15 protein-coding genes are annotated in these 14,038 nt (G+C 45.3%); 12 read left to right on the top strand and 3 right to left on the bottom strand.

Annotation, left to right across the window (positions count from 1 at the left end; translation table 11 throughout):
* Positions 1 to 170 precede the first annotated feature (170 nt).
* From accD to purF, 5 genes are all read left to right on the top strand, one after another.
* A complete protein-coding gene (accD, locus tag DPF91_RS11155) occupies positions 171 to 1,094 on the top strand; it encodes an acetyl-CoA carboxylase, carboxyltransferase subunit beta (RefSeq protein ID WP_117234503.1) in 924 nt (307 codons plus the stop codon).
* Positions 1,095 to 1,140: 46 nt separating this feature from the next.
* Entirely contained in the window at positions 1,141 to 2,400 is a 1,260-nt protein-coding gene (folC, locus tag DPF91_RS11150) for a bifunctional tetrahydrofolate synthase/dihydrofolate synthase (protein ID WP_117234502.1), read from the top strand.
* 9 nt (positions 2,401 to 2,409) lie between these two features.
* Positions 2,410 to 2,991, top strand: a complete 582-nt coding sequence (locus DPF91_RS11145; RefSeq protein WP_117234501.1) for an SPOR domain-containing protein — start codon at positions 2,410 to 2,412, stop codon at positions 2,989 to 2,991.
* Between the two features lie 62 nt (positions 2,992 to 3,053).
* Complete coding sequence (locus tag DPF91_RS11140) at positions 3,054 to 3,545, top strand: CvpA family protein (protein ID WP_117234500.1); 492 nt, start codon at positions 3,054 to 3,056, stop codon at positions 3,543 to 3,545.
* 34 nt (positions 3,546 to 3,579) lie between these two features.
* A complete protein-coding gene (purF, locus tag DPF91_RS11135) occupies positions 3,580 to 5,094 on the top strand; it encodes an amidophosphoribosyltransferase (RefSeq protein ID WP_117234499.1) in 1,515 nt (504 codons plus the stop codon).
* A gap of 114 nt (positions 5,095 to 5,208) precedes the next feature.
* Here the strand turns inward: purF and DPF91_RS11130 are convergent, their stop codons facing one another.
* Positions 5,209 to 6,090, bottom strand: a complete 882-nt coding sequence (locus tag DPF91_RS11130; RefSeq protein WP_117234498.1) for a LysR family transcriptional regulator — start codon at positions 6,088 to 6,090, stop codon at positions 5,209 to 5,211.
* Between the two features lie 290 nt (positions 6,091 to 6,380).
* On the opposite strand from DPF91_RS11130, the gene DPF91_RS11125 reads away from it, so the two are divergent.
* From DPF91_RS11125 to recR, 6 genes are all read left to right on the top strand, one after another.
* On the top strand, positions 6,381 to 7,475 hold the full coding sequence (locus tag DPF91_RS11125; protein ID WP_117234497.1) for a response regulator: 1,095 nt from the start codon (positions 6,381 to 6,383) through the stop codon (positions 7,473 to 7,475).
* A 362-nt stretch (positions 7,476 to 7,837) separates the two neighbouring features.
* Complete coding sequence (locus tag DPF91_RS11115) at positions 7,838 to 8,200, top strand: YbaN family protein (RefSeq protein ID WP_117234559.1); 363 nt, start codon at positions 7,838 to 7,840, stop codon at positions 8,198 to 8,200.
* 165 nt (positions 8,201 to 8,365) lie between these two features.
* Complete coding sequence (gene apt / locus DPF91_RS11110) at positions 8,366 to 8,911, top strand: adenine phosphoribosyltransferase (protein WP_117234495.1); 546 nt, start codon at positions 8,366 to 8,368, stop codon at positions 8,909 to 8,911.
* A 33-nt stretch (positions 8,912 to 8,944) separates the two neighbouring features.
* On the top strand, positions 8,945 to 11,152 hold the full coding sequence (gene dnaX, locus DPF91_RS11105) for a DNA polymerase III subunit gamma/tau (RefSeq protein WP_117234494.1): 2,208 nt from the start codon (positions 8,945 to 8,947) through the stop codon (positions 11,150 to 11,152).
* A gap of 128 nt (positions 11,153 to 11,280) precedes the next feature.
* Positions 11,281 to 11,610 carry a YbaB/EbfC family nucleoid-associated protein gene (locus DPF91_RS11100; protein WP_117234493.1) on the top strand — a complete coding sequence of 110 codons (330 nt, stop codon included), beginning with the start codon at positions 11,281 to 11,283 and terminating at the stop codon, positions 11,608 to 11,610.
* A 23-nt stretch (positions 11,611 to 11,633) separates the two neighbouring features.
* Positions 11,634 to 12,233, top strand: a complete 600-nt coding sequence (recR, locus tag DPF91_RS11095) for a recombination mediator RecR (protein ID WP_117234492.1) — start codon at positions 11,634 to 11,636, stop codon at positions 12,231 to 12,233.
* Positions 12,234 to 12,319: 86 nt separating this feature from the next.
* On the opposite strand, the gene aqpZ is transcribed toward recR, so the two are convergent.
* Both aqpZ and DPF91_RS11085 read right to left on the bottom strand, forming a co-directional pair.
* Positions 12,320 to 13,006 (bottom strand): aquaporin Z, encoded by a 687-nt coding sequence (gene aqpZ, locus DPF91_RS11090; protein ID WP_117234491.1) that lies wholly within the window; start codon positions 13,004 to 13,006, stop codon positions 12,320 to 12,322.
* A 110-nt stretch (positions 13,007 to 13,116) separates the two neighbouring features.
* Complete coding sequence (locus DPF91_RS11085) at positions 13,117 to 13,365, bottom strand: YkgJ family cysteine cluster protein (RefSeq protein WP_117234490.1); 249 nt, start codon at positions 13,363 to 13,365, stop codon at positions 13,117 to 13,119.
* Positions 13,366 to 13,512: 147 nt separating this feature from the next.
* On the opposite strand from DPF91_RS11085, the gene DPF91_RS11080 reads away from it, so the two are divergent.
* Entirely contained in the window at positions 13,513 to 13,950 is a 438-nt protein-coding gene (locus tag DPF91_RS11080; RefSeq protein ID WP_117234489.1) for a YcgN family cysteine cluster protein, read from the top strand.
* Positions 13,951 to 14,038 lie beyond the last annotated feature (88 nt).

Genomic DNA, 14,038 nt, shown 5'->3' with positions numbered 1-14,038 from the left:
CATTGTTAGGTAACTGAATGACAGTGCTTGATATTTCTGAACGGCTTTATTAAAAATAGGTACAACCAGTTTTTTATCTACACTTGGGCGTGAATGTGGTTTAATCCACACGCATTAATGAATTTTTATCTTTCGCAATGAGGCGGAAGAGTTGAGAGAAAAGGTCTTCCATGAGTTGGCTTGAAAAGATTTTAGAAAAAAGCAACATCGTAAGTTCACGCAAAGCTTCTATCCCTGAGGGTGTGTGGACGAAATGTACCTCTTGTGAACAGGTACTATATCAAGCAGAACTTCAACGTAATCTAGAAGTTTGTCCTAAGTGTAATCACCACATGCGCATGAAAGCGCGTCGTCGCCTAGAGACGTTCCTTGACGAGACTAACCGTCAAGAAATCGCAACGGATCTTGAGCCACAAGACAAACTGAAGTTTAAAGATTCCAAGCGTTATAAAGAGCGTATCTCTGCAGCTCAAAAGAACAGTGGCGAGAAAGACGCTTTGATCGTGATGAAAGGCGAACTATTAGGTATGCCAATCGTAGCGTGTGCTTTTGAATTCTCATTCATGGGCGGCTCAATGGGCTCAGTTGTTGGTGCTCGTTTTGTCCGTGCTGTTGAAGCTGCAATCGAAAACAATTGTGGTCTAGTCTGTTTCTCTGCGTCGGGTGGTGCTCGCATGCAAGAAGCCTTGATGTCTCTAATGCAAATGGCGAAAACCAGTGCTGCTCTAGAGCGTCTTTCTGATAAAGGTCTGCCATACATTTCAGTGATGACTGACCCAACAATGGGTGGTGTGTCGGCAAGTTTGGCTATGCTAGGTGATATCAACATCGGTGAGCCAAAAGCACTGATTGGCTTCGCTGGCCGTCGTGTTATTGAGCAAACGGTACGTGAAGATCTTCCTGAAGGTTTCCAACGCAGCGAATTTTTACTTGAGCATGGTGCTATCGACATGATCGTTGACCGCCGTGAAATGCGTCAACGAGTAGCGGGTATTGTTGCAAAATTAACCAATTACAGCTCGCCTTTGGTGGTTTCTGTCGACGAAGCACCAAAACAAGACGCTTACGAAGTACCAGAAGCGAAAGAAAAATAGTAAAGTAGTCTCTAACACAACCACACTACATTTGGTTACCCGTTAGATGAACAATTTTCCTACTCCACAAGCCACATCATCATTAGAGATGTGGCTTGATTATTTAACCAACCTACATACCTCTGCAATTGACCTCGGTTTAGACCGTGTTCAATCTGTCGCTCAATCAGCAAACCTCACTAAACCTGCACCAACAGTCATTACTGTTGCTGGCACTAATGGTAAAGGCTCAACATGCGCGATCATGGAAGCCGTGCTTTTAGACGCAGGTTACTCTGTCGGAGTTTATAGTTCACCGCACCTCATCAAGTACAACGAGCGTGTACGTGTAAACGGCCGTGATCTCTCAGATGATAAGCACACGGAAGCTTTCCATTTTATTAATCAGGCTCGTGGTGAAACGAGTTTAAGCTTGTTTGAATTTGGTACTCTGGCTGCATTGCGTTTGTTCCAGTCAGAAGAGGTGGAAGTTGTATTGCTCGAAGTGGGCCTAGGTGGTCGCTTAGATGCAACCAATGTCGTCGACCATGATGTTTCTGTTATTACTAGTCTTGCTATTGATCATGTTGATTGGCTAGGCGATGACATCAATGTCATTGGTTTTGAAAAAGCAGGTATTTACCGTGCAAACAAACCTGCGGTATGTGGTCAACCAAAACCACCGGCAACGGTAGCTGCTCACGCAGATGATATCGGTGCGAAGCTACACCAAGTTGGTATTCAATACGATTATCAAGTTGAAGACGATAAGTGGATTTGGCGTAGTGGCAGCTTCACACTAGATGATCTGCCTTTACCAACACTGCCAGTTCAGAATGCTGCAACTGCGTTGATGGCTCTGGGTTGTGCTGAACTGGCAATCACTGACATCAATATTGTCAATGGTCTTAAAAATGCGCGCCTTGCTGGACGTATGCAGAAGCTTGGTTGTAAACCTCATATAGTACTCGATGTTGCACACAACCCGCATTCGGCTGAGTACCTGGTTGAGCAAGTCAAAAAACGCTTCCCTGAGAAACAGATTCATGTCGTTGTGGCCATGCTCCACGACAAGGACATCAAGGAAACCATCGCAACCCTTGCTCCAATCGCTCACTACTGGTACCCAGCATCTTTGACGGGCCCACGAGCAGCGACGGCTGAAGAGTTGCTAACTTACTTACCGGAAGGTACTGCCCCTTATGACACTCCAAAAGCGGCGTTTAAAGCAGCGATATCAGAGTGTGCCGAAGAAGATGTAGTATTGGTTGTAGGCTCATTCCACACTGTGGGCGAAGTGCTTGAGCACTGGGAAATGAATAACTAAGGAGACAGAGTGGCAAGTAAGTTTCAAAGCCGACTAGTTGGCACTGTCATTCTCGTTGCGGCAGGCGTGATTGTCCTGCCGGACTTGTTTGATGGTCAAAAACTTCATTACAAGGAAGAGTTTGCTGCAATCCCGCTAAAGCCAGAGATTGAGCAAAATCCAGAAACCTTCGAGGTCCTATTACCTATCGAAGACAACGCTGTTCTGCCTGAGTCACCTGTCGAGGCGACAGTAGGTGAAGAATTGGTGGTAGATACGGGTATTGCATCGACGCCACCAGAACCAGCGACTCTACCTCAAGACGATAAAGTTGAAGTGAAGCCTCGACCCGTCGCTGAGAAAAATGAGTATCAAGATAGCGCTTGGATCATTCAGCTAATGGCATTGAAGAATGCTGAGAATGCTAAAGTCCTTGTTAAGGATTTGCAAAACCGAGGTTATCAAGCACACACCAAGCAAGAGAGTTCATTTACTCGTGTAATTATTGGGCCAGATGTATCGAAAACGAAGTTAGAGAAACAATTGGTTGAGTTACAAAAAATTACAGGCTCAAAGGGCCAATTGCTCAAATTTAAACCACTAAACCCATAAGAAAACGTTTGCGTCAGCATTTTTTCTGTTAAAATGCGCGCCAACTAAAAGATGTAGACCCCATGATTTGGATAGATTTCGTCATTTTAGGTGTGATTGGCTTATCAGCCTTGATCAGTTTAGTTCGTGGTTTTGTTAAAGAATCACTGTCTCTTGTTATCTGGTTTGGCGCGTTTTTTATCGCTAGCCAGTACTACGCGAAACTCGCGGTGTACTTTACCAATATAGAAGATGACATGGTTCGAAATGGTGCAGCTATTGCTGCATTGTTTGTTGCCACACTAATTGTTGGTGCAATCGTCAATTATGTCGTAGCCCAACTGGTACAAAAAACAGGACTGTCTGGTACCGATAGAGTTCTCGGTATCGTCTTTGGTGGCCTTCGCGGGGTACTGATTGTTTCGGCAGCACTGTTTTTCATGGATGCATTTACATCTGCACCAAGTTCCGAGTGGTGGAAAAGCTCAGAGCTGATTCCGGAATTCCGTCGAATCATTGCTCCGTTTTTCGAACACTTGCAAGCAACGTCTAGTTTTTTATCTGGCACAATCTAGTGCCAGACATTGTCGATAAATCGAGGATAATGGCATGTGTGGTATCGTTGGTATGGTGGGAAACACTCCCGTAAACCAGTCAATTTATGATGCACTTACTGTGTTACAACATCGCGGCCAAGATGCAGCGGGTATTTGTACCATAGAAAGCAATCGTTTTCGTCTGCGTAAAGCAAACGGTCTAGTGAAAGACGTATTTGAAGCTAAACACATGCAACGCCTTCAAGGCACTGTAGGTATTGGTCACGTGCGTTACCCAACCGCGGGTAGCTCAAGCGCTTCAGAAGCTCAACCTTTCTACGTAAACTCTCCTTTTGGTATCACACTTGCGCACAACGGTAACCTTACCAATGCAGCGGATGTTCGTCAGAAGCTTTTCGAAAAAGATCGCCGTCACGTTAACACGACTTCAGACTCTGAAGTTCTACTAAACGTGCTAGCGCATGAGATTGATACAGTAAAAGGTAACGTAACCTCTGAAGACGTTTTCCGCGCTGTAGCGAATGTTCACCGTACTATCCGTGGTGCTTACGCAGTTGCTGCGATGATCATCGGCCACGGCATGATTGCTTTCCGTGATCCAAATGGTATCCGTCCACTTTGCTTAGGTAAGCGTGAAGTTGAAGGTCAAACCGAATACATGGTGGCGTCTGAGTCAGTGGCACTTGATGCGGTAGGTTTCGACTTTGTGCGTGACGTAGCACCAGGTGAAGCGATTTACGCGACATTTGATGGTCAACTACACACTAAACAATGTGCAGATAACCCGAAACTAAACCCATGTATCTTTGAGTTTGTTTACTTCGCTCGTCCTGATTCATTCATCGACAAGATTTCGGTTTACAGCGCTCGTGTGGGAATGGGTGAGAAGCTAGGCCAACGCATCAAAGAAGAGTACTCAGACCTAGATATCGACGTTGTTATCCCAATCCCTGAGACTTCAAATGATATCGCTTTGCGTATTGCTCAAGCAATCGACAAGCCATACCGTCAAGGCTTTGTGAAGAACCGTTATATCGCACGTACCTTTATTATGCCTGGTCAACAGCAACGTAAGAAGTCTGTTCGCCGCAAGCTTAACGCTATTCGTTCTGAGTTTAAGGGCAAAAACGTACTGCTCGTTGATGACTCTATTGTTCGTGGTACCACGTCTGAGCAGATCATCGAGATGGCTCGTGACTCAGGTGCGAATAAGGTATACATGGTTTCAGCTGCGCCAGAAGTTCGTTTCCCGAACGTGTATGGCATTGATATGCCAAGTGCAAACGAGTTGATTGCTCACGGCCGTGACAACCAAACGATTTGTGATCAGATCGGCGCGGATGCGCTTATCTTCCAAACGCTAGAAGACCTAGTTGAAGCGGTTGGTCAAGGAAACCAAGAAATTACACAGTTCGATACGTCAGTATTTAACGGTGAATACGTGACAGGTGATATCGATCAAGCTTACCTAGACTTCCTTGATTCACTGCGTAATGACGACGCGAAGGTTCAGCGTGAAATCCAGCAAGATCTAGCAAACCTTGAGCTGCACAACGAGGGCGCTTAATTCGTCGCTGTGAAGTAGGTCACTGCAAACAGATAGAGAAAAGCCAGAGATTATATCTGGCTTTTTAGTCTCTAGCGTTTCCGATCTTACTCGCTGCTTACTGCTTCTCGTTATTTAAGATTTACTATCGTGATAGTTGATCACGAAATCGATAAACAGGCGCACTTTCTCTGGCTGGTGGTCTTTGTTGTTGTATAGCATGAATACATCACGTGGGTTTGCGTGCCAGTCATCGAGAATACGAACTAGGTGGCCAGTACGGAAGTACTCTTGTAGCATGACATCAGGCATAAGAGTGATGCCTAGACCATCGGAACATGCACGGCGAACAACGTTCATTGCGTTGGCTTCAAAGCGACCCTTGTCATTGTTGATCACGATATCACCTTGGCCATTGACCAGCTTCCACTTCATCAGAGGGTAGCCTTTGAGTAGCTGATGGTCACACAGCTCTTCAGCGTGTTTCGGTTCAGGGTGCTCTTTTAAATAACTAGGGCTTGCGACCAAGATATCCTCGATCGTGTTGATCTTACGAGCAATAAGGCTTGAGTCTCGTTGTGGGCCAACACGGAAGATTACATCCCACTCGGTTGGATCAAGCTGATCGGCTTGCGGGCTCATTGTGATATCAAGTTGGATATCTGGATAAGCATGCATAAACGCATTCAGGGTAGGTAGGATCAATCGTTTGGTTAGGTTAGAAGGTGCAGAGATTTTCAACTTACCTGATGCACCTTTACAGTCATCCGTGATCTCTTCTGTAACATTCGTTAACGATTTAAGTAAAGGAGCACATTGCTCGTAAAAACGCTCACCAACTTCAGTTAACACCAACTTGCGGGCGTGACGATTGAGAAGTCTTAGATTCAGTGAGTCTTCAAGAGCTTGGATACGTCGCGTAATGGTTGCAACTGGGATCGTGGTCTTGCGGGATGTTGCTGTGTAGCTCCCATTTTCGACCACAAGTCTAAATAAATTTAAATCGTCTAATTTCATATAAATATCTGTTCCTAAAGAACATTGTTCAAACCATTTCTTATGGCTTGGTGACTAAAATGTCATTGAAGGACTAATCTATCGCGACTAACCTTATATAAGCTTGAGAAATATCAACATGTTGTGGGGTTTTCTAAACATAGTCCACAAGCCTTAGTATATGGAATTTGAACTCATGACTTTTTCTGACTACTGTTAAGTAGGTCAAGAATGAAAACGCCATTCTTAAAGCTAATGCAACAAATCTAATAATAACAATAAGTAGTAGAACAATTTTGTGAGGGAAGTGAATGTACGACACTCAACAACAGTCAGCGGTTGTTATGGCCAATAGCTCGTTAGAGCCAAAACATATACTTGTTGTCGATGACGACCCTGTATTTCGACGAGTTACCACCAACTTTTTGACTCACCAAGGCTACCGAGTAACCGAATCTGAGAATGGATTAGATGGCTTGCAAAGCCTCTCGTCTGAAGTTCCAGATTTGGTCCTTTGTGATCTTTCTATGCCCATTCTAGATGGTATCGAGTTTGTAGAAGAAGTGCAGCTAGAGTATCCATCCTTACCTATCATTGTTGTCTCTGGCACTGAGCAAATGTCTGAGGTCGCCAAGGCATTGCGTTTTGGTATTAAAGATTTTCTGCCCAAACCAATAGAGAACTATCGGCATCTGCTTTCTGCAGTGGATAACACCCTTGAAGATTCTACCAGCCTGCTTCATGGGCAGCGTGACTTTTCTGCTCAGTGGTTTCGTGTAGAGGGTGGGGGAGAAGTGCCTGAAGAGCAAGAGCTGCACTGGCACCTAGATTACCTGCAAAATAACCCAAGCGCTGCGCGCGACTTGCTGCATGCATTGCTTCCAGAAAAGGACACCTCTCAAGGTAACTGGAAATGCAACTATCGTCTGCTTCAATCATCGACAAACATGCCGTTAGTGTTTGATTATGCTTGGGTGATGAATGGACAATTTGCCTTTTATCTTGTTGATGCAGACTCCGCAGAAGATGCCGTAGGTAGCGTGTTGTTGATACGAGCGCTATTCGATGATTACCTACGCAATACACGCAGCATGCATGTCGACCTGAAAGAAGTCGCGATGACGATAGAGAAGGGTTTGTGCTGTTCAGATGAAACACCAGCGGTCAATGCACTCTTTGGTGTGGCTGATCTGACTGATGGAAGCGTGTCTATTATGCCTGCCGGAATTGAGTCCACTTGGGCTGTGGGTCAACACAACCACAAGGTGGAGAGTGGTAATCAGTTAGGCGATCATTGTGCGAAAAACTTCGTGACGACCGGGCTAGAGATTGGGTCATCTGGTCAATTGAGAGTAAGTAAAGTCGGGGCAGTAAGCTTCAACCTCGAAATCAAGCCGATGCAATAGTGATTAAAATCAGCCGATGAAATATTAGAACAGGTGGCAAAGCAGAATTGTTGCCTGCTTTTTCACTTTCTGTTCTTTTTCAAGATTAGATATAGATCATACAGTGCAATTAACCCTATTTTTGTTGGGTTTTTGTTAATGAGATTATTGGTTATATTGCTCGCCTAATTTAACTAGTCGAGTGATTACGGATGTCTGACTCTAACTTCAAAGAACCTTACAATATTTTCTACTTTCTTGGTTTTATCGCGGTATTATTGATCCCAACTTTGCCAGCGACACTGACTTGGATGCAAATCCTTAGCCGCTAGGCTTTCTTGCCCGAGCTACACTTTAAAGCTCGACCCTCAGGAGCTTGCACCATCATTCGACGTACCTTCTTCAACCTTATTGGTGGCGTGAGCTTACTGCTTGGCATTCTCGGTATATTTCTTCCTTTACTCCCAACAACGCCATTTGTCCTTTTGGCTAGTGCCTGCTTTATGCGTGGCAGCCCAAGATTCCATCATTGGTTGAATCAACATCCGACCTTAGGTCCGATGTTGCATAATTGGCATCAAAATAGAGCCGTAACAAAGCGAGTGAAACGCAATGGTCTGATTACTATTTTGTTGAGTTTTTCATTTTCGATCTACGTAGCGCCAGTTTTTTGGGTGAAATGTATGCTGATTGTCTTGCTTGTGGTTTTGATCACTTGGTTTATTCGTTTGCCTACCCATGAGTAGGTTGCTGACTCAGTTGAAAATCACTAAAATTACCACCCAATGTGCCCACTATATTGTGGGCGTTTATTTTTGTGGTAGAGGCTCATCTACCTCATAACCATAGTTAAGCGACTTTCGATAGCGATAATTACAGAAACCCGCTTAACTTGATGAAGTAACAATATTATGACTACTGAAACCATCTCATTGATCAAATCAAGCATCAAAAGCATCGCAGACTACCCAAAACCAGGCATTCTATTTCGTGACGTGACGAGCCTAATGGAAGACCCTGCAGCATACCAAGCAACGATTCGCCTACTAGTAGAGAAATACCAATCTATGGGCTTTACTAAGATTGTGGGTACAGAAGCTCGCGGCTTCCTGTTTGGTGCGCCGCTTGCTCTAGAACTCGGTGTCGGTTTCGTTCCTGTTCGTAAGCCAGGTAAACTGCCACGCAACACAATTGCTCAAACTTACGACCTAGAGTACGGTACAGACACGCTTGAGATTCACACGGATGCAATCACTGAAGGCGATAAAGTATTGGTTGTTGATGATCTACTAGCAACTGGCGGTACGATTGAAGCGACAACTAAACTGATTCGTCAACTGGGCGGTGAAGTTGAGCATGCAGCATTTGTAATCAACCTACCAGAGATTGGTGGTGATAAGCGCCTAGAGGGTCTAGGTCTTAATGTTTACAGCATCTGTGAGTTCGAAGGCCACTAATACGCCAACCTCTCCAAGTAATCGGAAGTTTTAATGAGTTATCTTGCCTTAGCGCGAAAATGGCGTCCATCGACCTTTGATCAGGTTGTCGGTCAAAGCCACGTCCTTACCGCACTAGAGAATGCTCTAGCGCAGAATAGACTGCACCATGCTTACTTGTTTAGCGGGACTCGTGGTGTCGGTAAAACGTCGATCGGCCGACTTTTTGCAAAAGGGTTGAACTGTGAAACGGGCATTACTTCAACCCCTTGTGGTGTTTGTGATACCTGTAAGGAGATCGATGAAGGTCGTTTTGTTGATCTGCTAGAGATTGATGCAGCGTCACGCACTAAGGTTGAAGATACGCGTGAGCTATTGGATAACGTTCAATACAAGCCTGCACGTGGTCGATTCAAGGTTTACTTGATAGACGAGGTACACATGTTATCTCGTCATAGTTTCAATGCGTTGTTGAAAACGTTAGAAGAGCCGCCAGAGTATGTGAAATTTCTACTGGCAACGACCGATCCTCAAAAGCTCCCGATTACGATTTTATCGCGCTGTCTGCAGTTCCATCTTAAACCGATCAGTGTTGATGACATTCATCAACAGTTAGATACGATTCTTGAAAAAGAACAGGTGAAATCAGAAGCGCGCGCTTTGGGAATGATCTCTCATGCTGCGGACGGCAGTATGCGTGATGCCCTAAGTTTGACTGACCAAGCGATTGCTCTGGGTAATGGTGAAATTCTCGCTGAGTCTGTGTCTCATATGCTTGGGACACTTGATACAGACCAAGCTATTCACCTACTGGAAGCGATCAGCCACAAGCAAGCTCAAGCTATCATGAGCACGGTTGAGAATCTTGCTCAAAACGGTGTTGAGTGGGATGGATTGCTTCAAGAGCTTGCCACTCAATTGCATCGTATTGCGATGTATCAAGCACTGCCTTCTACGCTAGACAAGTCTCAGCCTGACGCAGAAAAAATCGAGGTACTGAGTCAGGCGTTAACCCCACAAGATGTACAGCTTTATTATCAGATCGCGACAAAAGGCAGAGAAGATATTCCTTTCTCACCTAGCGCTCGTATTGGTATCGAGATGCTGCTATTACGAATGTTGGCATTTAAGCCAGTTGCGACTCAAAGTGCACAAGCTATTTCGACTCAATCGAATACAGCGCCTCAACCTAATGTTGCACCTCAAGCAAGTACTTCAGCAATAACATCAACGTGTGAACCCGTGCAGCAAGCGGTTAATCCAGTTTCTGCTCCGAACGTGCAACAACAAACGACCCCGGTAAGAACGGCTCCACAAATTGCACCGATGACTCCTAATATTGCTCCAGTTAACTCTGCAGGTAATGAGATGCCATATGGTGCGCCAGAAGCGCCGCCAATGTCATCTTACGATGAATACGCAAGCATGGGTGATTACGGCGCACCCGCATCTGAGCCAACGAGACCCGCTTCGGCACAACCACGAGCGCAGCAGCGACAGCCAGAGCAGCAACAATCGCAAGAACCGTCGCCAGAGAAGCCAAGCTCTCCGGTTGGTGGATTGCGTCATCAGCTTCGCTCACAGCGTAAAGGGCTGTCAGCTTCGCGTTCACAAGGTACTAGCTCAAAAAAGGCTAGTGCGGCATCTGATAAACCTCTTTCAGTTCTGGAGCGTGTTGCTTCACATGGTGGACGAGCTCAGGTGTCGCAAAATGCTCAAGGCATAAACCAGGCACCACAAGAGCCAGCAAAGGACGAGCCTTACCAATGGAAGGCGAGTCAGCCGGAAGTCAAAGAAGAAAAGAAAGAGCTGACACCAACGCAAATCAAAAAAGCGTTGGAACACGTAAAAACGCCTGAGATGGCACAGCAGCTGTTTGAAGAGTCTGTTGCTCAGGATGAATGGGCAGCACTCGTTAGTCGCTTGAATACGGCAAAACTGGTCGAGCAACTTGCGCTAAACTCTCGTTATAAAAAAACGGGCAGTGTTGTTGAGTTAGAACTTCGCTCTAGCCAAGCACACCTCAACACCGACAAGGCTCAAAGTGAATTGTTAAGAGCACTGAATGAGACCTTAGGAGAAGAATGTCAGCTAACGGTAACCATTGGTGAAGAGGGTCAAACGCCGTTAGAGCTGCGTGAAGCTCTGTATCAAGGTAAGCTGCAGAATGCGTTTACCAGCTTAGCGACAGATCCAAACATTAAATTTATTGAGCAGCGCTTTTTAGCCGAGCTGGATAAAGATAGCGTGAGACCCATTTAGTCTCACGGTCACAAACGGAAACGAAATTGGGGTTGAATGTTTTCCGTTGAACCCCAATATATTAAATAATCATTGAGCGTTAACGCTATCCAAGCTTAAGCTTGGAACTTAATTAAAGAGAGACAAACATGTTTGGTAAAGGCGGTATGGGTAACCTAATGAAGCAAGCCCAGCAAATGCAAGATCGCATGCAAAAGCTTCAAGAAGAAATCGCAAATATGGAAATCACAGGTGAGTCTGGTGCTGGCCTAGTTAAAGTAACGATCACGGGTAGCCACAGTGTTCGTCGTGTTGAAATCGACGAAAGCTTGATGGAAGACGATAAAGACATGCTTGAAGATCTTATCGCAGCAGCATTTAATGATGCAGCTCGTCGAGTAGAAGAGACTCAAAAAGAAAAAATGGCTGGCGTAACTGGTGGTATGCAACTACCACCAGGTATGAAGATGCCATTCTAAATTACGCATAAACAGAACATTTAATGCGTACCAGTCATATGCTGGAACATTTGATGGAGGCCTTGCGCTGTCTACCTGGGGTTGGTCCCAAGTCGGCACAACGCATGGCCTTTCATTTGTTACAGCGAGACAGAAAAGGTGGTTTATTCCTTGCGGAAGCGTTAGGACAAGCAATGACCGAGATCGGTCATTGTAATGAGTGTCGTACGTTTACCGAGGAAGAAACTTGCCATATCTGTACTAACCCTAAGCGACAAGCGAATGGCGAAATCTGTGTGGTAGAAAGCCCTGCTGATATCGCTGCAGTCGAAGCGACCGGTCAATTCTCTGGCCGATACTTTGTGTTGATGGGGCATCTTTCGCCACTCGATGGCATCGGGCCAAGTGATATCGGTTTGGATATTCTTGATTACCGTTTGCGCCGTGGTGATATTAAAGAAGTGATCCTAGCGACCAACCCAACGGTTGAAGGTGAAGCGACGGCACAATACATTGCTGACTTGTGCCATGCACACGAAGTCAGTGCGAGTCGTATTGCTCACGGTGTCCCTGTTGGTGGTGAGCTAGAACTTGTAGATGGCACCACGCTATCTCACTCATTGTTAGGTCGCCATAAGATCTAACGGGTAGCATCGTTTGTTTCGAATACACCAAAGCTCATGGAATACCATGAGCTTTTTTATTGCATATCGTTTTTAACGAGCGTTCTCTATTTGCCACGAATCGCGCGATAGATCACAGCCCCAAGAATGGCTCCAACGATAGGTGCGATCCAGAAAAGCCATAGCTGTGAAATAGCCCAGTCTCCAACAAACACTGCAACGCCCGTACTACGAGCAGGGTTAACAGAAGTATTGGTCACAGGAATAGAAATAAGATGGATGAGAGTTAAACCCAGGCCAATTGCGATAGGCGCAAAGCCTGCAGGGGCTTTTTCATCTGTTGCACCCATAATGATGATTAAGAACATCATGGTCATCACGACCTCACAGACAAGTGCCGCTGTCATTGAATAACCACCTGGTGAGTGTTCGCCATATCCATTGGATGCGAACCCCGAAGCGCCTGCATCGAACCCTGCTTGCCCAGAAGCAATGATATAAAGGATAGCACCCGCGATGAGGCCACCAATGACTTGTGAGATGATATAAGGAGCAACATCTTTGCCATCGAATCGACCACCACTCCAGAGCCCTATGGTGACGGCGGGGTTCAAGTGACAGCCAGATATATGGCCGATAGCGTAAGCCATAGTGAGAACCGTTAAACCAAAGGCAAGTGAGACACCAAGTAAACCAATGCCTACATCTGGGAAACCTGCTGCTAATACAGCACTACCACATCCACCTAACACTAACCAAAACGTACCGAACATTTCCGCAAGATACTTGTTCATAATCTTCCTTAAATTAGAAAGGGGGTATCAACAAGATAGTGTAAGTTTCAGAGTTATGAGAAATTAATCCCTTATGGATTTAGGTTGAGTTGAATCTAAAGTGATCTGAGTCAGGTAATGGATTCTAACTCGATGAGGTTGTCCATGGCTGCTTTATCTGTTTTTCCGCAGATATCAGGGCAAGGCTTGAAGTCGTGACAAACCTTTGGGCGATCATTGGTGCCAAAAAGCTTACACAGATTATTTTCATTCAGTTGGATACATCGGACACCAGCAGGCTTACCATTTGGCATACCAGGAATAGCAGAACTAATACTTGGTGCGATACAGCAGGCGCCACAGCCTAAGCGACATTCCATAATGGTCTCCGAGAGCGAATGAAAAAATGAACGCGGATATTAGCAAAATTTCCACACGTGTACAGGGGTATTTAAGCGCGTAGTACTTGCAGTTTCGCCTTTAGAGCGGTATAAAACGCATCCACTATCAGCAGTAAGACCATCATTATGACAACGCCATTCTGGGAAAACACTTCATTAGACTCTATGACCGAAGAACAATGGGAGTCGTTGTGTGATGGATGTGGTAAATGTTGCCTGCACAAGTTGATGGATGAAGACTCTGATGAGGTCTATTACACCAATGTGGCTTGCAGTTGGCTAAATAGTAAAACCTGTTCATGTAAGGATTACCTAAACCGTTTTGAATCTGGTGAAGAGTGTTTAAAACTGACGCGTGACAAGATAGATGAGTTTCACTGGTTACCAGATACTTGCGCGTATCGCCTACTTGCCGAGGGCAAAACACTCCCTGAGTGGCACCCACTGATCACAGGCTCGAAGTCTGAAATGCACGCAGCGGGTGAGAGTGTTCGCAATAAAGTAGTGTATGAGATTGACGTTGTCGATTGGGAAGACCATATCCAAAATCATCCAAATCGATAAGAGAACAGCTGCCAATGGCGGCTGTGTTTCTTTGTGCGATATATAATTAAGAGGTCAGTGCCTTGGTGTAAACTAAAGAAGTGACGTC

It is taken from the genome of Vibrio maerlii (assembly GCF_003415655.1).
GTDB lineage: Bacteria > Pseudomonadota > Gammaproteobacteria > Enterobacterales > Vibrionaceae > Vibrio > Vibrio maerlii.
This window is presented reverse-complemented; position numbering and strand designations above follow the sequence as displayed.

Coding starts and splice junctions, on each gene's coding strand:
- DPF91_RS11125 (WP_117234497.1), top strand. CDS start 6,381: ATGTACGACACTCAACAACAGTCAGCGGTTGTTATGGCCAATAGCTCG.
- accD (WP_117234503.1), top strand. CDS start 171: ATGAGTTGGCTTGAAAAGATTTTAGAAAAAAGCAACATCGTAAGTTCA.
- DPF91_RS11080 (WP_117234489.1), top strand. CDS start 13,513: ATGACAACGCCATTCTGGGAAAACACTTCATTAGACTCTATGACCGAA.
- recR (WP_117234492.1), top strand. CDS start 11,634: ATGCGTACCAGTCATATGCTGGAACATTTGATGGAGGCCTTGCGCTGT.
- DPF91_RS11140 (WP_117234500.1), top strand. CDS start 3,054: ATGATTTGGATAGATTTCGTCATTTTAGGTGTGATTGGCTTATCAGCC.
- dnaX (WP_117234494.1), top strand. CDS start 8,945: ATGAGTTATCTTGCCTTAGCGCGAAAATGGCGTCCATCGACCTTTGAT.
- aqpZ (WP_117234491.1), bottom strand. CDS start 13,006: ATGAACAAGTATCTTGCGGAAATGTTCGGTACGTTTTGGTTAGTGTTA.
- folC (WP_117234502.1), top strand. CDS start 1,141: ATGAACAATTTTCCTACTCCACAAGCCACATCATCATTAGAGATGTGG.
- DPF91_RS11130 (WP_117234498.1), bottom strand. CDS start 6,090: ATGAAATTAGACGATTTAAATTTATTTAGACTTGTGGTCGAAAATGGG.
- DPF91_RS11085 (WP_117234490.1), bottom strand. CDS start 13,365: ATGGAATGTCGCTTAGGCTGTGGCGCCTGCTGTATCGCACCAAGTATT.
- DPF91_RS11100 (WP_117234493.1), top strand. CDS start 11,281: ATGTTTGGTAAAGGCGGTATGGGTAACCTAATGAAGCAAGCCCAGCAA.
- apt (WP_117234495.1), top strand. CDS start 8,366: ATGACTACTGAAACCATCTCATTGATCAAATCAAGCATCAAAAGCATC.
- purF (WP_117234499.1), top strand. CDS start 3,580: ATGTGTGGTATCGTTGGTATGGTGGGAAACACTCCCGTAAACCAGTCA.